The sequence below is a fragment of the Ileibacterium valens genome (genome assembly GCF_001945525.1).
GTDB classification, from domain to species: Bacteria; Bacillota_I; Bacilli_A; order Erysipelotrichales; family Erysipelotrichaceae; genus Ileibacterium; species Ileibacterium valens.
This window is the reverse complement of sequence record NZ_MPJW01000108.1, coordinates 1-24640: the sequence shown is the minus strand read 5'-3', so window position 1 is coordinate 24640 and position 24640 is coordinate 1. Positions and strand designations below refer to the sequence as shown.

Here is a 24640-nt window from a genome sequence, read left to right as displayed (position 1 = left end):
GAATTGTCATCACAGGGTTTTGACTTTCTTGCCTGCCTTTTCTTTTTCCGCTTCCAGTTCTTGTTCTTGTTCTAGTTTATGCAGCTTATCAAGCTCATCCTTGAGATCGAGTTTTTCAAACGGTTCCTGAGAAGTCAGCTTTTCGAATGGCTTCAACCCAAAAGCCCGTTTTAAAACCGCTTTGCGCACTAAAACGCCATTGCTCATCTGTTCAAAAATTCGGCTTTTCTCTGATTCAACCAGATCGGAGTCGATTTCAACTCCACGGTTTACCGGAGCCGGATGCATGATGATCGCATGATCCTGCATTCGGTTATAGCGTTCCTTATTCAGACCATACTGGTTCAGATAGTCTTCTTCCCCCTCTGAAAGGGTCGCTCCGCGTTCACGCTGAATTCTTAAAAGCATGACAACATCCGCCCAGCCGATATTTTCATCCATATCGACAAATGGATACCCTTCGCGCTCCCATTCTTTTGGTCCGGCAAAGCGAACCGTTGCGCCCAGGCGCTCAAGCGCTTCCCGGTTGCTGGCAGCTACGCGCGAATGGGCCACGTCGCCGCAGATCAGAACCTTGATTCCGTCAAATTTTCCAAACTCATTGTAAATGGTCAGCAGGTCAAGCAGACACTGCGTCGGGTGGTTTCCTTTTCCATCTCCGGCATTAATAATCGGGATCTGTATATCTTCAAGCTCTGTAAAATATTCATCCTGTGGATGGCGAATGACCACCGCATCATAACCAATGGCTTCAAAGGTCTTTACGGTGTCATAAAGCGATTCGCCTTTGGTAATGCTTGACTGATCGGCTGTGAAATCTACAGGCTGGGCTCCTAATTGATATTCTGCGGACTCAAAAGAATAGTGAGTCCGGGTCGAGGGCTCAAAAAAAAGATTAGCAACCAACGCCTTACGCATTGGTAATTGCCAATCTTTAGTGGAAATATAAAAAGCTCTCGCATCATTGAGAATGTTCAGAATATCGTCTACGGATAAATCCTTCATGGTTAAAAGAGAATTCTTGTTCATCAAAATCCCTCCAATGATCGATTGCGTCTGTTTTGATATCTGCATTATTGTATCATTGTCCAATTGCATTTCAAGATCCATTTTCAAAATGTCAAATTCCATGAACGGGTCATTTTAATCCGGTCTTTTAAGTCATCAATACAGATAAGTTTTTATCCTTTTTATGTTTTCAGAAGATTTTCTTTTTTCTTCCATTTATTCAGGATTCAGGCATTCCATTCATTTTCCGCTTTTTACCGGTTCTTGTGCAGAATTTTGTTTTGAAGGATTTGATCATGACCAGCAGACCGCCTTTCTAAACGATTACAAAACAATCCCGATAGGTTAATCGCTTTCATAGTTTAGAATTCTTAATATATTCTTAACCATTTCCCATAATGATATGACAAATTAAAGCCGTTTATTGCGTATACTGAAGTCAGTCAGGGGATAAAGAAATGATTAATGACAACGTTTTTTTCTTTCTAAAATTTAAGAATGATGTCCGCTTTTTCTATGATAGCCTCCCTTTATCACAGGCGCTAAAGCTGATGAAAAAGCATGGGTATTCTGCAGTTCCTGTAGTCAGCCGTTCCGGTGTTTATTTAGGCAGCGTTTCTGAAGGGGATTTTCTCTGGTTTTTGCTCGAACATGGAAACGATGAAAAAGCATTGGAAAACCACACCATCTCTGAATTAATTCGAGAAGGTTTTATGCCTGCTGCTCCCAATACAATCAGTTTTGAAGATCTGCTTGCCATCTCTCTGAACCAGAACTATGTTCCTATTGTCGATGACCGCAATATTTTTATTGGAATTGTGACCCGACAGGCGATTCTGAATTATTTTCTGGAATCAAGACGATCGCTTTCTCTTTCTCCAAAGATGATTGAGCTCGAACGCTATGAAAAATCACTTGCTGCCAAATCACTGCATGTTTGAACCATTCAGAACTCAAAACGCCGCCTTCTGGCGTTTTGAGTTCTTTTATTCTTTTTGATCTCTTCAATGCAGTGGAATCCTTAATATACTGATTGCTGTAGTTCTGCAGCTGCCAGTTTTTCGCTTCGCAGGTCTGCCAGTGATCTTTGACTTTCGTGTGCCTTACCAACGGCAACAGTCAATGACGTATAATTGAATTGAAATACTTTAAAATAAGCTAAAAAAATAAAATAAACTTTGCTTTAAGGAGAACAACTCATGGATTCTGTTTCATCAATCTGTATTGCCCTGATCTTTTTAGGTCTTGAGTTTCTGGCTGCAGCGGCCTACACCGACCAAAGTGATGGAATGCTGCATCTAAAACGTCGAAGAAATCTGCTGTTCTGGATGTCTCTTGGCGGATTTTTTGGAATCGGATTCTTCCTGTTATTTCTTGATTCATTAAAACTGTCTTTTATGGCTTCATCCCTTTATCTGTTTTTATGCGTTTTCGCTTTGCTTATTCTCAACAGCTTTGCGGTATTTTTGATCATGTCCAAAGCGAGCAACAGCGCCAATAAAAAAGACTGGCTGACTTCCTGCTCAATCACCTTCATGAAGATTTCTGGATGGTTGTTTAGCTGGATTCCGCTTCGCATTGAAGATGTGAAAAATGAACGTCAGGAGGAGTTATCAGAAGCGTTAAAGGAAGAAGAAAATACGATCGATGTGGCTGAAAATGCGCTTGATCTGTATGAAAAAACTCTGGATGAAATCTGCACCCACCGTTCCGATGTAATCAGCATTGATGTCAATGAAGATCCTGAACAGTGGCGCAAGACAATCATGGAAAACCGTCATACCTTCTATCCAGTCTATAACGAAGGCGAAGAAGATATCGTCGGTATTCTTGATACCCGCGATTACTTCAGACTCAAGGATGGCCATTCAAAAAAGAGCATTCTGGATCACACTCTTGATCAGCCTTTCTTCGTGGCCGAAAATACAACCGCCGATGAACTGCTTCATCAGATGAAAAAGAAAAAAACCTATTTTGCGGTTGTGCTCGATGAATATGGAGGGATGACTGGAATTGTCACCCTGCATGATATCCTTGAAGAATTACTCGGAGAAATTACAGAAGCCGAAGATGCGATACGGCCAGCCGATATCGTTAAGCTGCCCAGGGGAATGTGGCGCATTTCGGGTTCAGCCGATCTTGAAGAAGTCTCTTCTGCATTGGGTGAAAAACTTGAACTGGATGATTTCGAAACGTTCTCAGGATATATCCTTGGTACCCTGGGCTATATTCCTGAAGATGGGACACAGCTCGAAGCTGAAATCGGTAATTTACTGATTCAGATCACCAATATCAAAAATCATCGAATTCGTCAGACCCTTGTCCGTAAAAAGGATGATGGCATATCTAAAGATTCAGGTGAAAAAACATCAAAAGCAGCCAGGAATTCGGATCACAAAAAAAGCTGAAGCACCAGAAGTTAAAAAATCAAAAGCAAGCCAAATAAAGAAACAGGGATCCATGAATATTGATCATGGATCCCTGTTTTTGAATGCTTTTTTTCGAAACTGCCATTTCAGGGATGCCCTTTGTTTTTCGATAAGTCTTCCTGGATTTAGCCGCATCTTTTCGCCTTATTTATTGCGTATATGGCTGCGTATTTTTTGTTATGAGTAAAACAAATATGAAAATTGACTTATCGTTTATTACTTGCGAACCTGCGAATTTCTTTTTCCTTTTCAATGAGGTTGCTTTTCCATAAACTGAATAATAGATTTTGATTCTGATTTTGGATTTAGAATGAAAGAAAGGAATACCTATCATGTTTAAAAAATGGACAGCTCTTTTGCTTGCCCTGGCTATGGCTGGATGCAGCAGTGCTCCAACCAGCCATACCACAGATTCTGGTCATGCTGCGCAAAAAGGAGAAGATCAGGTCGAACAGACCAATCAGTCTTCCGAAGATACGGCCTTTGATGAATATCTTGATGAATATTTCAAGGAATACTGCTCCCGCAGCTATCTGCTGGCTCATCGCTACTTCACCGATTACCAGAAAGAAGGCATTACCCTGAAAGAGGATGCTTATTCACTCGGAAATTTTGTTCCGACTCAGGAAGACCGCGATTTTACCAACGCCGTATTAGAAAAGCTCAAAGGCTTTGATCGTGAAAAACTGACTGGCACCTATCAGGCGATCTATGATCAGATGACCTGGTCCTATGAATTCTCCAAAGAGAGTGATCAGGAAAAATATCTCTATCTGGGTTCGATCTGGAGCGAAAACTTCGGAACCCAGAGTGAGGTTTATACTTACTTTGCAGAATTTGAACTGTACAACGAAAATGATGTCGATGCTCTGGTGAAAGTGATCGACAATGTTCCTCAGTACTTTGAAGAAGCCATTTCCTTTTCAAAGGAACAGGCAAAACGTGATCTGCTTGCCTTTAATTTAGACTCCGTTCTTACCTATTGTCAGGATACCCTCGACAATCAGGCCAGCTCTCCGGTCTTTGAAGAACTGGATCTTGAGGTCGATACTTTGATGCTTGATGAAGCGAAAGCCAACGAATACAAGCAGCAGATTCATGATGCACTCAACCGCTCCTTCTTCCCATCCTATCAGTATCTGATCGATGAACTCAGTTCCATGAAGGATGAAATCGGGGAAGTCGTAGGTCTGGCACAGTATGAAAATGGCCGGGAGTATTATGAAAAAGTTCTTCAGAGTGCTACAGGTACGGACAGCTCTCTTGATGAAATCAATCAGGAAGTCTCCAGCGCATTAATGCAGCTGTCAATCCAGGGACAGCAGCTGATTGAAAGCGGCTTTGACATGAACTCGATTATGTCGATCGACACCGGGCTGAAATCTCCTGAAGAAATTTTAGGTTATCTTGAAGAAAACTATGCCAAGTCCTTCCCAGTTGTCAATGAGATGGAATATGAAATTAAGGCTTTGCCTGATGAGCAGTCTCAGTCTGGTGTTACTGCCTATTTTGTCAATCCTCCGATTGATTCAACCAGACCTTATCAGATGCGCTACAATGCCCGTGATTTTGGGCAGGATTTCTCAAGTCTGAGCTTCTTTGACACGATGGCGCATGAAGGCATTCCAGGTCATATGTATCAGGCTCAGTTCAACAAAGAACACTTCGTTTCAAATGCTCAGTACTCCATGTCCGATATGGCTATGCAGGAAGGATACGCCACCTATGCTGGTGAAGTCGCACAGAGTTGGCTTGGTCTAGATGAGCAGGTTCTTGAAGGCTACAAGCTCAATACCTGGTTAAACAACTACTCCATTCTGCAGGCGGATCTGTTAATCAATGGAGCTGGCGTATCCAAAGATGAATTCGTCCAGATTTATGGCGAGCAGGTTGCAGACATCTATGATCGTCTGGCTCAGGAACCAGGAGTCTTCTTCTCCTATTACTTTGGCTATTATCTGATTACGCAAAAACGTGCCGAAGCCCAGGAAGAACTCAAGGACAAATTCAATGAAGTTGAATTCAATCAGGCTCTGCTAAAAGATGGAAATCTTCGGTTCTCCATTGTTGAAGAAAACATCGATGAGTATATCGAAAAAGCCAAAACTTCCTGATCAGCGACATCAACATTCAGAATCCCAAAGTGATTGCAGAACTTTCTGCGATCACTTTTTTTATGAAATCTTGTAAAAATCGTTAATCATTTATTTATGACTCGAAGTTTTACTGCCTCTGCTTACCTTAGAAAATAATCTGAATTCAATAGAAAACAGCCTGAATCGTCCTTTCAAGCAAGGATAAATCAGGCTGTTGTATTTTTAAACCCTATATACAGAAATAATCTTTTAAACGAAGTCCCTGATCATTGAGTTCAAGCACCCACACTGAACCGTTTGGAATCGGACCTGTCAGCTCCAGGCCCATCTTTTCAAGCATTCCGGCGATCACTCCCGAATGAGAAACCGCAAGAATCTGATCATCCGGATCATTGATTGCTAAAGATACCAAAGCTTCAATCATTCGATCGACTGCGCCATCAAAACTTTCCGCATGATAATCCGCATAAACTTCTTCCCAGTCCTGATCCGATGGAAACTGAGTTTTCAACTGACCATCCAGGTCGCCAAAGCTGACTTCCCGAAGTCCCGGAACCGTATATTTTTTGACCGAATCATCGGTAATTCTTTTGAGCGTTTCCACTGCCCGGCCTAAATCACTCGTATAGGCCTGATTGAAACGAAGTCCCTTTTCTTTAAGCATCTCCTTCAGCTTTTCTGTCTGTCTTAACCCTTCTGGGGTAAGTTCTGAATCCGCCTGCCCCTGCAGTCTGCCTTCCAGGTTAAATCTTGTCTGTCCATGACGGACAAGATAAATTGTTTTATTCATTCTGTCTCCTTGATATACCGCTCTATTCGATCGTCTGCCTGTTTATTAATCGTTGTTTACAGCAGAATCAGACATTTTTTATCGAAATTTATATCGGTGTTAATACATTTCAGTACCTTTATTCTCTCATGTTTTTTATTTTTCTCTGAAACGATCTCCAATTCAAAAAAACCTCAGCTGTTCTGGCTGAAGTTTTTTTCGGTAATATTCATTCAAATCTGGATTTTGAGATTACATTTTTAATAAAGCTTCAATTTCTGCAGCGGATTCATCTTCCCCATCATTGACAGGCGGAAGATCTACACGAATCGCTGGCTCACCATTATCATCAAAGATCCGGCAGGGAAAAACTCCGCCTTCAAAATCAAATTCCTGGGTTCCTGAATCAGCAGGAACGCAAAATGAAAGATGCAAAGGCTGATCATCCAGATTAATGATTCGACGTCCTACCCCTGCAGGAATATGGTGCAGGCTGCCTTCTTCCATTTCTTCACACCAGCAATTGCCATCCTTATCAAGATACATTAAAAAGCCATATCCGCCCATGCACAGTATATATTCTTCAGTATGATCATTGACATGATAGTGACCGCGTGTCATGAAATATTCATCATTAATCTTTCCGGGATTTAATATAATGTGACCCCAATGAAGATGTCCGGTTTCAGGAGAACTTTCCTTCAATGTAACTTCATAAATGATCTGCTCGGGATCTAAATTGGGATCTGTCGTATCAAAATAATCTGCATCCTTGATCCGGACAATTTTATTTGTGAGATTATCTCCCTCCATACGCTGCTGCCAATGTTGATGCAGCTGCGCCTTGGTTACTGGAATTTTATGCTCTGCCTGCTTCATATTTTTCCATCCTTCCTGCTTTGATTTCGGTTCTTGTCTTTTTTATTCCAATTCAATTGAACGTGCAACAGTGATAATCAGAAAATCGAATGAAGCCTTCAAAAACAGGCAAATCTTTGTTGAAAGCAAACATTTACTGCAATTTGCCTTTTTTCTCAGAAAAATGGTTCTGCTCTATTTTGAATCATTTTGAAGAATCAATGTTAGCAGAAATCATGGCCTAAGCGGTGTTGTTATGACCCGTTGGGATTGCTTAAAGTATCAAGAAGACTGGAATGTCTTTTCTCGAGCAATAGCAGACTTGGAGAATCGTGATCCGGACGACTCACTTCCATCATTTCACAACCCAGAATATCTTCCTTGGCAGCTTTTAATAACTCCTCTGTAATTCTCTCTTTTTCGATTTTTCCTTCTTCATGCGGATAGAAAACCACGGCCATCCGTCCTTTGAGCCGAAGCATCGAAACGGCTTTAATCACAGCCGTTAATGAAGATTCAGACTCCGTCATAATTCCTTCTTTTTTTGCAGGATCATAACCAAAGTTAAAGAGGATCGCTGAAACGTTTTGCCGATTCCGGCTTAAATCGTTCACCTGATCGAGATATTCATGAGAAATTGGACAGAGAATTAACCTCGGATCATCAATCGTCTCTTTTGCCTTTTTAATCAGATCCTGTTGAATATCAAAGGCAAAGACTCTTGCTACCGGATATTCCAGCAAAAAACGGGTATCGCTTCCCTGCCCAAGGGTGGCATCAATGCAAACTGCACCTTTTTTCAGAACAGGCTTTAGAAAGTCATGAGCGATCTCTGTCATCCTTTTCATAATCAAACCTCTTGCTTTCTTTTGAGTGATCAATTGATTCTTATCGTTTTATTTTTATCTGTATCATGAGCCAGAACCGTCCTGCTTTAATCCGGTATCTGGCCGGCTTGAAGCAAACAGCTGTTCCAGGCTTTCTCTGAAATTTTTTTCTTCATCCAAAAATGGTGACTGTAAAGCAAGGATGGATTGACAAGGATTATCAAAACGCCTTATTCCCTGCAAATTCAAATCATTTCCGGATGGATCACCTTTATCCTCAGCCAGATTGCTTCTTTTGTTACTCGAAGCTGAAGATTCAGATGGCTTTACAGGATTGCTCATCTGCTTTGACCTTTGGGTATTTTTCGTCTGATTCGATGGATCGTCTTTTGGTGAAAAAGGAAGTCCAGAAATCAGCAAATCCTTAAGTCCTTCGTTTTCATCAAGTTCTTCTTTTTCATCTTTCTTTTTTGAACTTTGCGAAGCCATAGCCGTCATTCTTAGATGTTTTCGAATTCCTGCAATACCTTTCAGTCTTGGTGATCCGGTCCTGAGTTCCTTTTTGTAGAGCATGTAGGATGCTTCATCCCGAAGTACAAACCAGACATCGATGGCTTCAGCTTCTGGATACTTCGAAAACAGCTCCTTAATCGTTCGGATGGCGATCTGACAGGCTTCTTCTCTGGGAAAGCCATAAGCGCCTGTAGAGATTTCAGGAAAGGCAATATTTAATCTTGGCTTGCTTTGATGACGGAGCACTTCATAGGCAATGGCCATTGTATTCCAGTAACACGCAGCCAGGATTTCCTGTTCATCCTCTTCATGAAAGCTGTATAACGGACAGGCGGTATGAATGACTTGTTTGCAGGGCAGATCATAGCTGTCCGTTATGACCGCCTTTCCTTCTTCAAGCGGAGCATATTCAATCAGTTCATTGAGCAGTCTTCTGCCGGCTTTTTGATGAATCTCCTGGTTGACTCCAGTACCCGGCAGAAGGTTGGGCCTGGTCGGATCTACGATCAGATCAAAATCAAGACCGGTAATGTCCCCTTTCATTACATAAATCATGAAAGGTCTCCCGCTGATTCAAGCTGACTTAACACTTCAGAAATCTGATGACACCCCTGTTCAATGGCTTCAACCTGTGAACTGACCAGGGCTGCATTTCGGCTTGCTTTAGTTACCTTATCTTCCAGTCTGCCCATCTGAGAACGCAGCAAAATCAGTTCCTTTTCAATACGTGAGGCATTCTTTGAGCGATAGTAATCCTTCATTGCCGAAACCAGAATAAACACGATTCCAGATAAAGTTGTTGGTGAACAAAGCAGAACATGTTTCGATAAAGCCAGTTCAAAAAGATCCTGCTGCTCGGCTAAAATGTATTGATAGATCGCTTCAGAAGGAATAAAAAGAATGGCTTCGTTGAGTGTCTGATCATTGATGTATTTGGATGCGACATCTTCAATATGCTTTTTGATGTTCTTTCGCAGTTCTCTGGCGTAGTATGCTTCATCTTCCGGTTCCTGAACCATGTTCAGATAGTTTTCCATAGGAAACTTGGAGTCAATGCATAAGACTTTATCGCTTTGAGGCAGATGAAAAGCTCCATCCGCAATCTTGCCATTGTCAAGGCGAAACTGAGCTTCATACAAAGAAGGGGTCTGACCGGCATAGACCCGGATCAGAGTTTCCATCTGATATTCTCCCCAACTGCCGCGCCTTTTGGCATTGCTCATCACGGAATTGATATCCTTCATTGAATTTTGCAGCCCATATAACAAAGAGTGTTCAGAGCCAAGCTGCGCGTACATTCTCGAAAGATGCGAACTGATCTCTTCAAACATCGCTTTGGAGTTTTGCGACTGATTCTGAGTCATCGTCTCAAGCGAAGTCTTCTGATCCTGCATTTCCAGCCGCATCCGGTTCATTGAGTTGGACATTCGAAATACAACTAGAGCAAGAAACAGACAACCCACCAGTAACAATAAAATTACGATCAAAAGCAGAGTATTCATCGCACTGCTCATCGAATATCATCCTTTCGCAGTTTTGTGCCATCTTCCAGGATCTGCTTTTCAATGGCCGGAAGTTTTTTAAGCAGATCCTCCTTATGATTGAATTCAGGATGATAGAACGCATAGATTAACAATTCATGCAGCGCCCTGCCAATCTGTTCTGCCTTCAGGCTGGTATGTTCCTTAATACCATTGCCATTGATTTCAAGCTGTGAAACTTTTAATGGCCGCTTATTTTTTTCCTGATCATAGAATTCTATGAAGGTATTCAGGATTTCCATTCTTTCTGTGGTTGTATGAGCCAGAATATCTCCTTTCTGGACTTCAAAAAGCTGATGAAGCTGTTCATCACTCCAGCCTAATGTAATTCTCAGTTTCACGATATTCTTTAAATTCGGCGCATAAAAAGCATCATGACGAAGGACCAAAGCCGGGATTACCTGCATCCATTTCTTTGGCGCATGCAGTTTTCTCAAAACTCTTTGTGCGATTTTTTGTGAAACAGCTGGATGCTTTTTAAAATGGTCTCCTGTTTCATCACTCGTTTTACAGGCTGGCTTTCCAGTATCATGCAAAAGCAAAGCCCAAGCGACCATTGGATCTTTTGTTCCGGAATATTTAAGGGCATCCAGGGTATGATGAAGAACATCGGTATAATGATGAACATTATTCTGCTTTGTTTCGATCATGATCTTCAGCTCTGGAATCCATGGCTCCATCAGCAATGTCATATTGGCGATCACTTCAGGATGATCAGACAAAAGAATTTTGGTAAATTCTTCCATGACTCTTTCTGCAGAAATCGTAGCTGCCTGTGCAATATTTTCTTTTCGATCGAGCGCTTTTCTTGTTTCGGGTTCAATATCAAACCCATATGTTGAAGCAAAACGCCATGCTCTTAACATTCGCAGCGCATCTTCCTGAAAACGCTGATCCGGATCTCCTACTGCCCGAATCAATTTCTTTTCTAAATCATTTCTTCCGCCATATGGATCAATCAGTCCCTGATCCGGATGATAAGCCATCGCATTGATCGTGAAATCCCGGCGGCCTAAATCTTCTTCGATACGATCTACAAAAATGACCTCGTCTGGATGCCGTCCATCCGTATATTTTCCTTCCTTACGAAAGGTTGTGATTTCAACAGGCATTCCCTGTTCGACGACCAGGATTGTTCCATGTTTCATACCAAACCCTGAATGATGCTCAAACAGTTTTAAAATCTCTTCAGGTCTGGCATCAGTCGCTAAATCATAATCATGAGGCGTTTTTTGCATGAGCAGATCTCGAACACAGCCGCCCACCAGATAGACCTGATAGCCGGCCTGTTCGAGAGTTTTCATGACCTTGATGATTGGTTCTGGAATCCTGAATTCTGGTTTTTGAAACTCTTTCATCCAATTCCTCCTTTCCTGTCCATCTTATTCACGAATCATATTTCAATATTTTCTTTGGTTACAAGCTGTTTTCTTATACCTCTTTACCATTTGGGATATATTTTTTACTTATATTTTCAAAATAATTCTTTCATATCACTTCAGCCTGCACCATCTGTTTTCCTTAACAGGAATGAGCGGGAATGACTTGGTCATCCTCTTATCCTATTCTACCTTTTTTGAATTCTGATTTTAGCAACGAATCCATCCTTGTTCTTTGTGAATTCAATCCATACAAAAGCTTGCTGGGCTAAACAAAACCTGTAAACATCAGATATCCAGGCAGTCCAGTCAAGTCAAAAGATATATTTTGATTTCAAATAGGCAGAATAAGGTATCCGAAAAGGAAAAAGGGATTTTACTTTCATCCTTAAAAGTAAAATCCCTGAATATTCCATTTCTGTATTCCAGTCCTATATTTCAGTTCTTTAATTCCCTCAACTGACAAAGAGTAATCAGGCACCGAAATAAGCTGCAAATCCAAAATCAGTTTATGGTCTTGTATAAATTGCTGTTGACGTAGAAGCGATGTCATGACCAAGTTTTTGATCGGCAAACATGAATTCCATGTCCTTGCCATTGGCTGCTGGTCGGCAGGTCTGACCAATCCGATTGAAGATACCCGTATCCAGGCGATCAGAATCGACGACAATAAACCAGTGACTTTTTTCTGGATGCATCGGATCATCCACACGTTCCTTTAAATAGATCGCACGAATAGCCGGTTCATGAAATCCGGTCGAAATTAATGCCGCTTCAAGATTCTGAGCTTCTTTTCCAACGTTTTTCAGATGAATCTTCTGACCTTTGTGGATTGTGTTCTGATCCAGCCGCTGTTTATTCGCCTTTCTGATTCCTTCAAGGAAATCTGTTTTGAAAGGCATATTGATTCCTTTTGGATCGATCACAATTCCTGTCATGGTATCTTTTGCCGAAGTTAAGAATGGCAGATACTGATCCAAAGACAGAATCAGGCAGGTGACCTGATTGTCTTTATAGAACTTCTTGACTTCTTCCATTTCAGTAAAAGCTGGGAAAAAGCGCATTCCATTATCGGAAGAGATCACCATCAGAGAAATTTTTGTATCCGGTGCAAAGTTAAGCTGCCCGTTTTCATCTGTCTGTGGTTCCTTATCCCAGCGCGCTGGAATCATGACTTTCGTATTCAGTAAGGCTTCCGCTGCCGCAAGCATATTTTCCTGAGTCTGTTCTTCACGAAGAAGACTCATTGCCTGCTGCATTGAAGTATTTTTAAATTCATTATTCATAAGCAACATCTCCTCTATGTTCATGGATCAGGTACAAAAAAGCAGATCAAAAGCAGATCCATGTCATGAAAATCGATATTAAATTCAAATCCAATTTAAACCAGAAACAGCATATGATAATTCTCATATTTTCACTGATCCGATTCTGAAATCCATTGAAGCTGCTTTAATCCAGGGAATTTGGATCAGGTCAACGGCATTCGATTTTTGATTGGAATCTGAATTTCATTTTATTTATGTCCCCTATCTGGTTGATGGGGTATTTTCTTTTGTCCTGTACTGTCCGATCCTTATTCTTCACTGCCTGCAATTGCAGCAGAGCCAAACAGAATCGAAGGACAAACGACCATCTTATACGACCAATCCAGATCGTTTCCAACGGCAACGACGTCATTCATCAGTTCAAAGAAATTGCCTGCAACGGTGATCAGAGTCAGAGGGCGAACCTTCTTTCCATTCACCACCAGATAGCCCCTGGCCTGCAGTGAGAAGTTTCCACTGACAAATTCTACTCCAGCATGCATTCCTGCAAGTTCTGTAATCACAACTCCGTCCTGCATCTCTTCTTCAAGTTTTTTTAGAGATTTCTCACCAGGAACAATGTAAAGATTCATCGCTGAAACATCCGTCGAACCGCCAGCGGATTTAAAACCGTTTCCTGTGCTTGTCGAATTCATTTTCAAAGCAGATCTTGAGTTATGAAGAATCATTTCAAACACGCCATGATCAACCACAACCTTGGTGAAGGTTGGATGACCTTCATCATCATAATTCGAAAGATATAAAGCATCCTGATTTCTTGGGTCATCAATCACCGTAATTTGATCAGAGAAGATTTTTTCTCCAAGCTTTCCAGTTAAAGGAGAAATGCCCTTGGCGATCGAAGAACCATAGAATGCACCCTGAAAGCATGAAAACAGAGTCGTCATAGCGTCTTTTTCAAAAATAACCGGGCAGGTTTTGCTTTTCATTGAACGGGCATTTAAGGTTCCAGCCACCTGTTCAATCAGATCTTTTACATACGCATCCTGATCAAAGGTTTCAATATTTTCTACAATTGCTCCCTTATAACCATCACGAAGATCGTCCCCTTCTTTCATGGTCACCTGGGCAAAAACCAGCTGAGATTTGGACCGATCACCAACATTGACACCCAGTGTATTGCGAAGTGAACTTTCCGATTCAGTATCGCTCCATTCAACTGCATTCACCTGAATCACTCTTGGATCCGCATTTGCAAGCTTTTTTTCAAGAGAAGAAAGCAGGTCCCGAACCTGAGTCATGTTGGGCTTTACCCATTGACGGCCGGACGCTTCTTCTGATGTTTCAATAACTGGAATCAGTTCATCTTTTTCAGAATCCGATACAAGCTCAGCCTGCATTTTCATGGAGGATAAAACTTCTTCGGCCTTTTCATCGTCTGCTTTCTCAAGAGAAATTGAAACGATCTTTCCGTTTACAAGGCCACGCATGGAGACTCCAAGCATTCGACTGGTGGTAAAAGCGTCCATTTTCGACTCAAACCAGGCCATTTCACGGCTTGAACGAACAGACTCAGTGATTTCAAATCCTTCAAAGCCAAGTTCCTTGGCCTGATCAAACCAGAGTTTTCTATTCATTGGCAGTACCTCCTACAGTAATGCTGGATACTCGAATCGTAGGCTGACCGACATCAGTTGGAATGGATCCGGAAATCGATCCGCACATTCCCTGGGCTCTTTCAAGATTATCAGCCACCATATCAATTTTCTGGAGAATTTCAGCTCCGCTTCCAATCAGCATGGCTCCTTCAACTGGATCCGTGATCTTACCATCTTCAATCAGATAGCCTTCCAAAACACCAAAGTTGAACTCACCGGTATTTGGATTGACGCTTCCTCCGCCCATTCGTTTGGCATAAAGACCTCTTTTAATATCCTTGAACATATCTTCCTTTTTATCCTTACCAGGTAAAATGAAAGTATTGCTCATACGGCTGGTTGGCTCATATTTATAGGACTGACGCCGTCCCGATCCGCTTGAAGCTTCCTTCATACGGCGTCCATTAAGCTGGTCAACCATATATTCATTTAATATTCCATCTTTAATCAGAACACGTAATCTTTGCGGATTTCCCTCATCATCGACATTCTGACTTCCCCAGGCGTTGGCAATTGTTCCATCGTCTACCGCCGAGACTTTTTCGTTGGCGATCTTCTGGCCTTTTTTCCCTGCGAAAACAGACTGGTTTTTAGCAACTCCTGTTGCCTCTAAAGAATGGCCACACGCTTCATGGAAAATGACTCCTCCAAAACCATTATCGATAATGACTGGCATGCTTCCACTTGGTGCAGGCTTGGCATCAAGTAAAACCAAAGCGAGTCGAGCGGCTTCTTTACCGATACTTTCGGGAGTGCGCTCTTTCATAAAGTATTCAAGACCTTTGGAAGCGCCCGGAGAATCCTGACCGTTTTTCATGCGGGTTCCATCACTGGCAAACGCATGTAAAACCAGACGGCTGCGGCGTCTAACATCCCTGACAAGACGTCCATTCGAATTGGCAATCTGAACATACTGTCTGGTACTTGCGAGCGAACCCTGGGTCTTAACGATTTTCTCATCCACTTCTTTTGCGGATTTTGAAGCCCGGACAATCAGATCGACCTTTTCTTCAAGAGGAGTTGAAAATGGATCAATTTCGATTGGATGAGCATTTTCAATCACAACTTCCTCAAGATGAACAGCTGGTCCATCTGATTTAGCGCCCAGTGCTTCTCTTAAATCATCAATAAGAGCATATAGTGAGTCTTCACTTAAATCGTTTGTATAGGCGTAGACAGATTCCTGGTTTTTGTATAAACGAATTCCCGCTCCTGCAACAACAGAACGGTTAATATCTTCTGCATCTTCATTCAGCATGGAAATTCCTTCATGATCGGTATCTTCTTCAAAGATTTCTGCAAAATCAGCTTCTGATTTCATAGCATATGAAAGAAGGTTTTCCAGTTGGTTTTTCTTCAGCATTATTTCACCTCAATATCTTTCAGTATAGCACTTACAACGACATCAAAATCCGAGATTGTGTGTGATGCCAAGGCCAGTAACTATGCAATGAGTTCTAAAACGCAAAAAAACCTCACAGTCATCGACTGTAAGGGTTATTTGTAAAGTGGTGGTCTCTGTCGGAATCGAACCAACGACACAAGGATTTTCAGTCCTTTGCTCTACCAACTGAGCTAAGAGACCACAATGGTTGCGGGAGAAGGATTTGAACCAACGACCTCCGGGTTATGAGCCCGACGAGCTAACCAGACTGCTCTATCCCGCGATATAAAATAAATAAAAATGGTTGCGGAGGAAGGATTTGAACCAACGACCTCCGGGTTATGAGCCCGACGAGCTAACCAGACTGCTCTACTCCGCGATATTTATAGGTTTAACTGAACACTCAGAATCACCATAAAATTGGTGGACCCTGTAGGGCTCGAACCTACGACCCGCCGGTTATGAGCCGGATGCTCTGACCAACTGAGCTAAGGGTCCAATATAAATGGTGGCTAGGGTGAGACTCGAACTCACGACCTTCCGGGTATGAACCGGATGCTCTAGCCAACTAAGCTACCTAGCCAAAAAATAATGGTCGGGACGACAGGATTTGAACCTGCGACCCCTTGATCCCAAATCAAGTACACTACCAAGCTGTGCTACGTCCCGACAAAAATATATAAATTTTAATAAATAATGGCGCGCCATGCAGGAGTCGAACCCACAACCTTCTGATCCGTAGTCAGACGCTCTATCCAGTTGAGCTAATGGCGCATCTCATTGCTCAATGAATATACCATGTTACAAAGCCGATCTGCAAGTCTTTTATTCATTTTTTTTAAATATTTCTTGAAAATTTTTCGACTCGTCAAAACCCAATCTTTGAAGTCCTGGAATTCATTTCGACAAGACTTATTCTAACCTTCAGTTGATATTCATTATTAAAATTTGCCTGTTTTTTTATTTCTGAATTCAGGCTATTCAGTAGAATGCAGCCTGTCAAAAATAGACGTTGAAGGTTATGGACTTAAAGATCATTTTAAAAAGACAGATTTGAGAAGACAAATAGAAGCATCTCCAACTCATTTCTCAAAAGTTCGATTCACTTTTTTGAACGTCTGAATAATTCCATTAAGATTCAGTTTCATCATTAAGTATAGGTTCAATTAATTCCTTATTACTCTTTTCCTTATTTCCTCCCACAATTCGACCAATCAGGTCAGTTTGCTCTTTCCTGTCTTTCATCCAACTCTTTCTTCCGGCTTTCCAGGTTTTGAAATAATTCTATGTTTTGCGGTTCACAACCATTTCACATTTCAGATACTTTAAGAATATCCTGAAATTCTTATCCGCTCTTTTGATCTAATAAATCTTCTCAGCAGCTTCCTGTTGTTTACAATTTCTAATCCAACTAAACCGCAGCCAGTATCGAACATATATCGATATCTACAGATTCTTAAACTCGCTCTTTGATCGTTTTCACAATCTCCAAAGAGAACTATAACGTTTTACACAAAGATACAACTAATAAGTTTTATGTAAGCGATTGTTACTTACATTTTCTGAAATTGTATCGAATTTGTTACCACTATTTAATTTTAAAAGTCATTCCTATACCAAATTTTGAACATATTTCATACAAAAACGAAATTTACCAAAGTAATTTAGCGTTAGCATCAAAAATATATTGAATATGTCAAATAGGTAGTGATATCTTGATCACAACAGCACGGAATAATTTTAATGAATAGTATTCACACTCTTCTCTTATATAGATTGCGAATCCAGGTGCATTAAAATTTCCGAATTTGATTCATCATCTGGATCACGAACCATCAGATGAATCGAATAGAATTCGATAAACACAGTATCTTACAGAAAACAAAGAATAATGCATTTTCATCAGGAAGCAATAACCACTTGAAATTGAAATTCTCTATCTGCTGCTTAGACTTCCCAGTCAAAAAAATAAATACTGATTTTTTCGAATTCATGCGAAAGGAGAGGATACTCACTAAACCTTAAAAACAAAAAAGTCTGCATTAGGAATCAAAGACATATCATTCAATCCATTCTACTTTTGGCCGAGAAGAAAAACTGAACGATATAAACTTTGAATCCTGTTCCTATGAAAGGAATGCAGACAACGTCGTAACGATCTTCTTCAAGTTTTTATTTCAAATTGAACAGATGAATTCTTGAAGCTGATCGGCAGCTTAAACACTGCTTTTTACATCATAGCAGTGTTCAAGCAAGAAAGAATCTAATTGTTGATACTTATTTGATTTTTGATACAAAAAGTCACTATTAAGGTAAAAAATCAAAACTTATCAGCAAATAGATCACCTATTTTTTTCTATCTTCAAAATTATTGATATTTCTAGAGAGGAAAATTTATGAAATTATCAAATAAGTTCACTGCTGTGCTTTTTGCCGGTGCGATGATTATGAGCAATGTTGGCAGCAGCGCTTTAGCCGCTTCCTACACCGTTCACAAACGAACTCCAAACCAGATCTATTTATTCCCAAATAACAATTATACGGATTTTGAATCCCCACAAAACAAACTATACAACACGGGCAATCCAGTGAAAAAAAGCGGAAATCCAATTTCCGTAAAGGTTGGGGAGTCCGGCAGTTACCGAACAATGCCTGTTGTTACCAACGTCGGACAGGAATGTCAACATACTATCGAAAAGATAAACGCTCAAACTTATACAAATGTTAGAGCAACCTTCTCTAATCCGAATGTAATTGAAAGCCTAGAACCTACTGTAGGGACATGGACAGAAAGTGGAGAATATAAGGATGCAGGATGCCTGGAATATAATTTTAGTGCTGTCGGAAGTGGCACAACCACTGTTACCTTAGACTATGAAATTTCTTATTACGCTGATGGAGGATCCGTAAATTGTCCAACTTGTGGACGGACATCAACAATACCTGATATGCAGGGCTTTTATCATTACCAAGATACATTCAACGTCACAGTAGAAGAAGAAGCTAAAACTTACACCGTTACTTATACAGACGGAGTAACTGGAAAAACCATCTTCCCCGATGAAACTTCTGAAGGTCTTAAAGCAGGAGAAAGGACCCCAGACTTTGAAGGTTCAACTGATCGAGATGGCTATACATTCATGGGATGGTATCCTGCTAAAAACACAACAGTTAGTGCAGATGATGCTAATGAAAACGGAGAAATTATCTACACTGCAACTTGGCAAAAAAACCCAGAAAATTTCACCGTTACCTATACTGACGGCGTAGCCGATGAAGGAATTTTTGAAGACAAGACTTTCACAGTTTCTGAAAACGACCAGACTCCATCGTTTGGAGAAGCTCCAGTTCGTGAAGGTTATACCTTTGCTGGTTGGGATCCAGAAGTTGCCGACAGAGTAACCAAAGACGTCACTTATACTGCAACATGGACAAAAAACGATCCAGTTGTAGATCCAGAACAACCTGAAGATCCTAAGCCAGGTGAAAAAACGAACCACCCAACCATCGAAAAGAAAATTGATGGCAATGTTCAATCCGTAAATCCAGGCGAAACGATTAACTACACCCTAACTTCAAACGTTCCTGACTATCTTGGAAAGCACCTTCCTGTTAAAGATAAAGAAGATAACGTTCTTAGACCAGCCGGAGAATTTAAACTGGTTATTCATGATGATATCGATAACGGATTAACGGTTAATCATGATTCAGTAAAAGTTACAATCAAGAACAACGACGTTCCAAACCAGTATTACACCATTGAACAGAATGTAGAATGCAAAGACGAAAAGATATGCGATTTCCATATTTCAATGGATTTAGTAAAACTATATGAAGCTGGAATTATCGACCTGGAAGATATTAGAAATGCTGAAAAAATTGTTGTAACTTATTCTGCAACTGTAAGCGAAGAAATCAAACCTGGCAGCTATCACAATACTGCATGGGTAACTTATACCGGTGACGGAACTTCTGAACCAGATGATCCAGATGTAGACGTTTATGGCATTTACCTGAAGAAGGTTGACCAGGATAATCCTGATAAAGTGTTAGCTGGTGCAGAATTCGAGTTATATGCCGCTGACAAGATTACTAAACTAGGAAGCGCTGTTTCGGGTGAAAACGGAATCGCTAAGTTTGACGTATCTCTTAAAGCTGGTACGTACTATGTTAAAGAAACAAAGTCTCCTGAAGGCTATGTAGCTTCTTCTGACTTTATTAAAATTGAAATTACCGAAAATGATTTGACAGTTGAAACTGATGAAAAATCAGAACTTTATTTCTACAAGGGAACCGAAGTACCTAACGTAAGCGTTCCTGAAACCGGTGGAACCGGTACTGATACTCTGTACATGACAGGTGCAGGCGTGATTGCTGCTGCTGGACTTATTTACTTCATCAGCCGCAGAAGACGGACTGAATAGTCTGTTTGATGGAAGACAGGCAAAAGCTTGTCTTCCATTTTTGATTTGATCTAGGTAAACCGATGAAAAAGAAGAAAACGAAAAAGAACCTTCTATCGAATATAATTATCGCTTCTCTGCTGATCACAGGTTTAGGAATCATGCTCTATCCTACAATTAGCGATCTCTGGATTCGTCATCAATTAGAGGGAAAGGTAAAGGATTATACAGCTCTGGCTGCCGAGCAGGAGGATCTCAGCGCCTACTGGAAAGCCGCCGAAGCTTATAATGACTATCTACGGACCAAGGATTCACAATTCAAAGTTGATGATGAAGAAAAAGAGTGGATCAAGAGTCTTCTTTCTCCCAAAGGGACCGACATGATGGGTTCAGTTGAAATCGATAAGATCAACGTAAATATCCCTATTTATAAAGGAACCGAAGAAACACAGCTGCAGTCCGGGGCAGGATGGTGGTATGGCAGCAGTCTTCCAACTGGAACTCCTGGTTCTCATGCAATCATCACCGCTCATTCCGGTCTGGTTAAAGCCAAACTTTTTACCGATCTGGAAAAACTGGAAGTTGGAGATAAGTTCACAATCAGAGTTCTTGATAAGGAATTTGAATATACTGTAGTCTCTGTAAAAGTGACTCTTCCTGAAGAGAATGAAGATCTCTTTATTGTTGATGATAAGGATTACGTCACTCTTTATACCTGCACTCCTATAGGCGTCAACGATCATCGGCTCCTTGTCCGGGGTGAAAGAAACCATAATCTTCCAAAAAAGTCCGAAAGCTCAAAAACTGGTTTATCCAGTGAATCCGGGACATTTCTAATTCTTTTATCCGGTTCTGCCTGTATTGCACTGCTCGGTCTGACAAAGATCCGGAAGGATAAAGAAATCGAAGAAGGATGATCTCAATATTTTGAACATTCAAACGCTTAAAGAAGCCATTATGGCTTCTATTTCATTTCCCTTTGTTTTGGTACAATTATTTAGGATATTCAAAAGGCAGTCTCTGATCAAATTAGTTCAGAGACTGCCTTTCTTACTACTTAAAATTCATCATTTGAGTCGGTTCGAAACTGGAGTCGATAGTAATTGGCATACAAGCCATTATTTTTCATCAACTCTTCATGAGTTCCTCTTTCCTGAATACCATTTTCAGAAACAACTGCGATCTCATCCGCATTTTTGATTGTTGAAAGACGATGCGCAATGCTGATGCAGGTCCTGCCTTTTGATAATTCATCCAGGGATTCCTGAACAATCCGTTCACTTTCATTATCAAGAGCAGAAGTTGCTTCATCCAGAATCAGAATTCTTGGATCTTTCAGGAAGATTCTGGCGATTGAAATCCGCTGCTTTTGTCCGCCTGAAAGTCTGGCTCCCCTTTCACCAATTTCGGTGTAAATTCCATCAGGAAGACTTTCAATGAATTCCAGAAGATTTGCTTTCCTGCAGGCTTCCAGTATTTCCTCTTCAGTGGCTTCCGGTCTTCCATAGCGAATGTTGTCTGCAATGGTTCCATCGAACAGATAGACATCCTGTTGAACAATGCCGACATTCTTTCTTAAGGAGCGAAGAGTAAGATCTTTGACGTTCTTGCCATCGATCAGAATTTTTCCCTGATCCGGATCATAGAACCTTGGAATTAAAGAACATAATGTTGTTTTGCCTCCACCTGAAGGTCCCACTAAAGCGAGTGACTGGCCAGCAGGAATTTTAAAGGAAACATTCTGCAGAACGTTCTGATCATTTTCTCCGTATGAAAATGACACATTCTCGAATTCAACATCACCTTTAACATTCTCAATATCTTTAGCATCTGGTTCATCCTTGATCTCTACACTCTGCTCCATGATGGCTTCAAAACGCCTGAATCCAGAGAACCCTTTCTGGAACATTTCAGTGAATTCAATCAGGATTTCTAGCGGCGAAACATACACATTGACATATAAAGCAAATGTAGCGAGGACAGCCGGCTCAATTTCGCCTTTTACTGCCAGATATCCACCCGCCAGCAAAATCGCAGCATAAAGCATTCCCTGAAAGAAATGGTTCCCAGTATAGTATGCAGCCATCGCATGATAGTTGTTCTTTTTTGAACGCAGATAAGCCTGGTTGGAAGAATCAAATTTTCTGGCTTCAAGATCTTCATTAGCAAATGACTGAACGACTCGAATTCCGCCTAAAGAATTTTGCAGCGAAGCGTTAATGCCAGCAATCTTCTTTCGGTTATCTGTAAAGGTTTCTTCCATTCTTGCATTCTGCTTCCATGAAAACAGAAGCATGATAATCGTTATAAGAAGCAGAACAAGGCCCAGCTTCCAGTTGATTACCATCATGATCGAAAAGGATCCGATAATCTTGATCAGGGAGATGAATAGATTTTCAGGACCATGATGGGCCAGTTCGGATATATCAAAGAGATCTGACACCATCCTGCTCATCAGCTCTCCCGTGTTATGAGTATCAAACCAGGAAAAGGAAAGCTGTTGAAACTTGTCAAAAAGATCCTGCCGCATATCACTTTCCATTAACGCGCCCATGATATGTCCCTGCCCAGTCACATACCATCGACAGGCTGAACGAATAATATAGAGAAGAATCATTCCTGCCGAAATCAGCAGCACTTTTTGCATCGTATCCGGCTGCAGCGTAACCAGAAGTCCGCTTACACAAAAGTTAAATATCAGGGGATAGGCTATATCAACCAGAGAGATAATCGAAGCACAGAACAGATCCATAAAGAACATGCTTCGATATGGCCGATAGTAGCTGATAAAATATTTCAAAGTTTTCATAAAACACAAAATAGCTACCTGTGGCATGAATGTCAATGATTTTGTCTGAACCATTTGAACCAGATTGATTGCAGAGACTGATTTCTGAAAAGACAAAAAAACCATCAGAATCATCCGATGGTCTCTTCATTATGAATAGTTTGTTATGAAATTTAGATAAAAGCTCAAATATGAAGTCTGTCGTCTGGATGATTCTGCACTTCAGGATCATTCAGAATATCCTTTACATATTCAAAAACTTCATCTTCATCAGGAACGGAAAATGAGATATTCCTTGATTCAAATATTTTCATCATCTCTTCAGGATTTTGCGCTTTTAGCATCAGTTTACGAATTTCCGGATTATCCAGAAACTGGTCAATCAGAAAGCGATCAGGGATTTTCTTGGACATGTTATACACCTCAATAATTTCACAATATCAAAGGAACAACAACGGTCTTAGAAATTTGCCTGATATTCCCTAATTACAACATCAGCTAACAAGTCAGCCGGTTCAGCACAATCCCGCTCCATCCAATGGGTAAGAATGGCAGTGAATCCACTTTTGAAGAACAGCTCATGATAACTTCTGTCTGTCTCTTCGTAGTATTTGCATTTTGGCAGCAGACAACCGTTTTTCGATATCCAGATTTCTTCGATAACCGGGATCAAAAACAGCTGGGGACAACGATTACAGAGATATGGTCTGTAAAACGCCTTGTGTTTTTCAAACAGTTCAAACAACCGGGAAAGCATGGTTTTAAGATCTGTCACTTCCTGGGCAAAAAGCTGTTCCTGGATCCATTGTCCTTTTATTGATTCAATTTTTATCAGAACAGATTCAACATCCGGATAGTGAAGATAAAAACTCTTCCGATTAATACCAGCCTGACGACAGATCTCTGAAACACTAGTATTGGGAACCCCAAGAGTCGCAACCAGTTTTTCAGTTACGTTGAGAATTCGGTTTTCTGTCTCTATAAATCGCTGATTGTATTTTGTATTCATTGCTGTCACCAAATCTTTCATGTCTAAAAGAAAGTTCGATCACCTGTCTCTTACTTTCTGCTGTTCTTAGTTTACTATGTCTAAATCAAATTTAGCACTTTTGAAAGCAAGCTACAAAATTTAAAGAGTATTTTACAGGTTCGAAATCATTTTTAACCGTTTGATTTGTCTCTGTATTTCCCAGAAACTTGTTTATCAAATTACATGAAACAAAATCAGCTTTTTTTTCGGAATGGACAAAGTAAAAAAAACACCTGCTTAGCAGGTGGATTGTTCAAAGTGGTGGTCTCTGTCGGAATCGAACCAACGACACAAGGATTTTCAGTCCTTTGCTCTACCAACTGAGCTAAGAGACCACATGGTTGCGGAGGAAGGATTTGAACCAACGACCTCCGGGTTATGAGCCCGACGAGCTAACCAGACTGCTCTACTCCGCGATGTGTTTACTTGATGGATCAGGCAAACATGATTATGGCCGATCCAGCTTCGAATGTCAACCTTGAAAAATAGATTTTACAAAGAGAATGATCAAATCGGTTTTCTGTTTATATTTACGATTTGAGTACAAAGATTAATAAAGAAACCAATGTCATTAAGTTAAGCAGATAGAAGCGCGAATTGCTCCGCACTTCATCGTGGTGTTCAGAATCTACCAGAAATTTTTATCTGGAATCAGCCATTTTTCGGCTTCAAGCCTCACGAATACGATA

At 40.8% G+C, this 24640-nt stretch carries 18 protein-coding genes and 9 tRNA genes; 5 read left to right on the top strand and 22 right to left on the bottom strand.

What is annotated here, in order from left to right; translation table 11 throughout:
* Positions 1-9: 9 nt before the first annotated feature.
* Entirely contained in the window at positions 10-1029 is a 1020-nt protein-coding gene (locus BO222_RS05195) for an aspartate carbamoyltransferase catalytic subunit (RefSeq protein ID WP_083647685.1), read from the bottom strand.
* A 437-nt stretch (positions 1030-1466) separates the two neighbouring features.
* Between BO222_RS05195 and BO222_RS05190 the strand changes: the two genes are divergently transcribed.
* From BO222_RS05190 to BO222_RS05180, 3 genes are all read left to right on the top strand, one after another.
* Positions 1467-1949 (top strand): CBS domain-containing protein, encoded by a 483-nt coding sequence (locus BO222_RS05190; protein WP_269843618.1) that lies wholly within the window; start codon positions 1467-1469, stop codon positions 1947-1949.
* Positions 1950-2207: 258 nt separating this feature from the next.
* Positions 2208-3416, top strand: coding sequence for a hemolysin family protein (locus BO222_RS05185; protein WP_075818988.1), 1209 nt, complete (start codon positions 2208-2210; stop codon positions 3414-3416).
* A 353-nt stretch (positions 3417-3769) separates the two neighbouring features.
* Positions 3770-5551 carry a DUF885 family protein gene (locus BO222_RS05180; protein ID WP_075818986.1) on the top strand — a complete coding sequence of 594 codons (1782 nt, stop codon included), beginning with the start codon at positions 3770-3772 and terminating at the stop codon, positions 5549-5551.
* A 211-nt stretch (positions 5552-5762) separates the two neighbouring features.
* Here BO222_RS05180 and BO222_RS05175 read toward each other — a convergent pair whose 3' ends face one another.
* From BO222_RS05175 to BO222_RS05100, 16 genes are all read right to left on the bottom strand, one after another.
* Positions 5763-6323 (bottom strand): histidine phosphatase family protein, encoded by a 561-nt coding sequence (locus BO222_RS05175; protein WP_075818984.1) that lies wholly within the window; start codon positions 6321-6323, stop codon positions 5763-5765.
* 231 nt (positions 6324-6554) lie between these two features.
* Positions 6555-7181 (bottom strand): glucose-6-phosphate isomerase family protein, encoded by a 627-nt coding sequence (locus tag BO222_RS05170; protein ID WP_075818983.1) that lies wholly within the window; start codon positions 7179-7181, stop codon positions 6555-6557.
* Positions 7182-7414: 233 nt separating this feature from the next.
* Positions 7415-8008 carry a class I SAM-dependent methyltransferase gene (locus BO222_RS05165; protein ID WP_075818981.1) on the bottom strand — a complete coding sequence of 198 codons (594 nt, stop codon included), beginning with the start codon at positions 8006-8008 and terminating at the stop codon, positions 7415-7417.
* A gap of 63 nt (positions 8009-8071) precedes the next feature.
* Positions 8072-9055, bottom strand: a complete 984-nt coding sequence (locus BO222_RS05160; protein WP_075818979.1) for a macro domain-containing protein — start codon at positions 9053-9055, stop codon at positions 8072-8074.
* Complete coding sequence (gene rmuC, locus BO222_RS05155) at positions 9052-10014, bottom strand: DNA recombination protein RmuC (protein WP_075818977.1); 963 nt, start codon at positions 10012-10014, stop codon at positions 9052-9054. The genes BO222_RS05160 and rmuC overlap by 4 nt, the downstream gene beginning before the upstream one ends.
* Positions 10011-11399, bottom strand: a complete 1389-nt coding sequence (locus tag BO222_RS05150) for a CCA tRNA nucleotidyltransferase (protein WP_075818975.1) — start codon at positions 11397-11399, stop codon at positions 10011-10013. The genes rmuC and BO222_RS05150 overlap by 4 nt, the downstream gene beginning before the upstream one ends.
* 530 nt (positions 11400-11929) lie before the next feature.
* Complete coding sequence (locus tag BO222_RS05145; RefSeq protein WP_075818973.1) at positions 11930-12706, bottom strand: enhanced serine sensitivity protein SseB C-terminal domain-containing protein; 777 nt, start codon at positions 12704-12706, stop codon at positions 11930-11932.
* A gap of 290 nt (positions 12707-12996) precedes the next feature.
* Positions 12997-14325, bottom strand: coding sequence for a TldD/PmbA family protein (locus tag BO222_RS05140; protein WP_075818971.1), 1329 nt, complete (start codon positions 14323-14325; stop codon positions 12997-12999).
* Complete coding sequence (locus BO222_RS05135) at positions 14318-15709, bottom strand: TldD/PmbA family protein (protein ID WP_075818969.1); 1392 nt, start codon at positions 15707-15709, stop codon at positions 14318-14320. Before BO222_RS05135 ends, BO222_RS05140 begins: the two co-directional genes overlap by 8 nt.
* Positions 15710-15855: 146 nt before the next feature.
* Positions 15856-15931, bottom strand: a tRNA-Phe gene (locus BO222_RS05130).
* A gap of 4 nt (positions 15932-15935) precedes the next feature.
* Positions 15936-16013: transfer RNA gene (locus BO222_RS05125), tRNA-Met, on the bottom strand.
* Between the two features lie 18 nt (positions 16014-16031).
* A tRNA-Met gene (locus tag BO222_RS05120) sits at positions 16032-16109 on the bottom strand.
* 42 nt (positions 16110-16151) lie between these two features.
* A tRNA-Ile gene (locus BO222_RS05115) sits at positions 16152-16228 on the bottom strand.
* An 8-nt stretch (positions 16229-16236) separates the two neighbouring features.
* A tRNA-Met gene (locus tag BO222_RS05110) sits at positions 16237-16313 on the bottom strand.
* Between the two features lie 9 nt (positions 16314-16322).
* Positions 16323-16399 (bottom strand) — tRNA-Pro (locus BO222_RS05105).
* A 28-nt stretch (positions 16400-16427) separates the two neighbouring features.
* Positions 16428-16504: transfer RNA gene (locus tag BO222_RS05100), tRNA-Arg, on the bottom strand.
* A 1622-nt stretch (positions 16505-18126) separates the two neighbouring features.
* On the opposite strand from BO222_RS05100, the gene BO222_RS05095 reads away from it, so the two are divergent.
* Together BO222_RS05095 and BO222_RS05090 are read left to right on the top strand one after the other, a co-directional pair.
* On the top strand, positions 18127-20154 hold the full coding sequence (locus tag BO222_RS05095; RefSeq protein ID WP_075818967.1) for a SpaA isopeptide-forming pilin-related protein: 2028 nt from the start codon (positions 18127-18129) through the stop codon (positions 20152-20154).
* Positions 20155-20216: 62 nt separating this feature from the next.
* A complete protein-coding gene (locus tag BO222_RS05090) occupies positions 20217-21050 on the top strand; it encodes a class C sortase (protein WP_075818965.1) in 834 nt (277 codons plus the stop codon).
* Between the two features lie 140 nt (positions 21051-21190).
* On the opposite strand, the gene BO222_RS05085 is transcribed toward BO222_RS05090, so the two are convergent.
* From BO222_RS05085 to BO222_RS05065, 5 genes are all read right to left on the bottom strand, one after another.
* The gene (locus BO222_RS05085) at positions 21191-23056 is read right to left on the bottom strand and encodes an ABC transporter ATP-binding protein (protein ID WP_430623969.1); all 1866 of its coding nucleotides are present in this window, start codon (positions 23054-23056) and stop codon (positions 21191-21193) included.
* A 50-nt stretch (positions 23057-23106) separates the two neighbouring features.
* Positions 23107-23334 (bottom strand): hypothetical protein, encoded by a 228-nt coding sequence (locus tag BO222_RS05080; protein ID WP_075818963.1) that lies wholly within the window; start codon positions 23332-23334, stop codon positions 23107-23109.
* A gap of 47 nt (positions 23335-23381) precedes the next feature.
* Positions 23382-23930, bottom strand: coding sequence for a TetR/AcrR family transcriptional regulator (locus tag BO222_RS05075; RefSeq protein ID WP_158024561.1), 549 nt, complete (start codon positions 23928-23930; stop codon positions 23382-23384).
* A gap of 280 nt (positions 23931-24210) precedes the next feature.
* Positions 24211-24286 (bottom strand) — tRNA-Phe (locus tag BO222_RS05070).
* 3 nt (positions 24287-24289) lie between these two features.
* Positions 24290-24367, bottom strand: a tRNA-Met gene (locus BO222_RS05065).
* Positions 24368-24640: the final 273 nt, after the last annotated feature.

Excerpts from the sequence above, each read along its gene's own strand:
- BO222_RS05165 (WP_075818981.1), bottom strand. The coding sequence starts at position 8,008 with ATGAAAAGGATGACAGAGATCGCTCATGACTTTCTAAAGCCTGTTCTG.
- BO222_RS05170 (WP_075818983.1), bottom strand. The coding sequence starts at position 7,181 with ATGAAGCAGGCAGAGCATAAAATTCCAGTAACCAAGGCGCAGCTGCAT.
- rmuC (WP_075818977.1), bottom strand. The coding sequence starts at position 10,014 with ATGAGCAGTGCGATGAATACTCTGCTTTTGATCGTAATTTTATTGTTA.
- BO222_RS05140 (WP_075818971.1), bottom strand. The coding sequence starts at position 14,325 with ATGAATAGAAAACTCTGGTTTGATCAGGCCAAGGAACTTGGCTTTGAA.
- BO222_RS05160 (WP_075818979.1), bottom strand. The coding sequence starts at position 9,055 with ATGATTTATGTAATGAAAGGGGACATTACCGGTCTTGATTTTGATCTG.
- BO222_RS05090 (WP_075818965.1), top strand. The coding sequence starts at position 20,217 with ATGAAAAAGAAGAAAACGAAAAAGAACCTTCTATCGAATATAATTATC.
- BO222_RS05145 (WP_075818973.1), bottom strand. The coding sequence starts at position 12,706 with ATGAATAATGAATTTAAAAATACTTCAATGCAGCAGGCAATGAGTCTT.
- BO222_RS05080 (WP_075818963.1), bottom strand. The coding sequence starts at position 23,334 with ATGTCCAAGAAAATCCCTGATCGCTTTCTGATTGACCAGTTTCTGGAT.
- BO222_RS05175 (WP_075818984.1), bottom strand. The coding sequence starts at position 6,323 with ATGAATAAAACAATTTATCTTGTCCGTCATGGACAGACAAGATTTAAC.
- BO222_RS05075 (WP_158024561.1), bottom strand. The coding sequence starts at position 23,930 with ATGAATACAAAATACAATCAGCGATTTATAGAGACAGAAAACCGAATT.
- BO222_RS05190 (WP_269843618.1), top strand. The coding sequence starts at position 1,467 with ATGATTAATGACAACGTTTTTTTCTTTCTAAAATTTAAGAATGATGTC.
- BO222_RS05135 (WP_075818969.1), bottom strand. The coding sequence starts at position 15,709 with ATGCTGAAGAAAAACCAACTGGAAAACCTTCTTTCATATGCTATGAAA.
- BO222_RS05180 (WP_075818986.1), top strand. The coding sequence starts at position 3,770 with ATGTTTAAAAAATGGACAGCTCTTTTGCTTGCCCTGGCTATGGCTGGA.
- BO222_RS05085 (WP_430623969.1), bottom strand. The coding sequence starts at position 23,056 with ATGATTCTGATGGTTTTTTTGTCTTTTCAGAAATCAGTCTCTGCAATC.
- BO222_RS05095 (WP_075818967.1), top strand. The coding sequence starts at position 18,127 with ATGAAATTATCAAATAAGTTCACTGCTGTGCTTTTTGCCGGTGCGATG.
- BO222_RS05195 (WP_083647685.1), bottom strand. The coding sequence starts at position 1,029 with ATGAACAAGAATTCTCTTTTAACCATGAAGGATTTATCCGTAGACGAT.
- BO222_RS05150 (WP_075818975.1), bottom strand. The coding sequence starts at position 11,399 with ATGAAAGAGTTTCAAAAACCAGAATTCAGGATTCCAGAACCAATCATC.
- BO222_RS05185 (WP_075818988.1), top strand. The coding sequence starts at position 2,208 with ATGGATTCTGTTTCATCAATCTGTATTGCCCTGATCTTTTTAGGTCTT.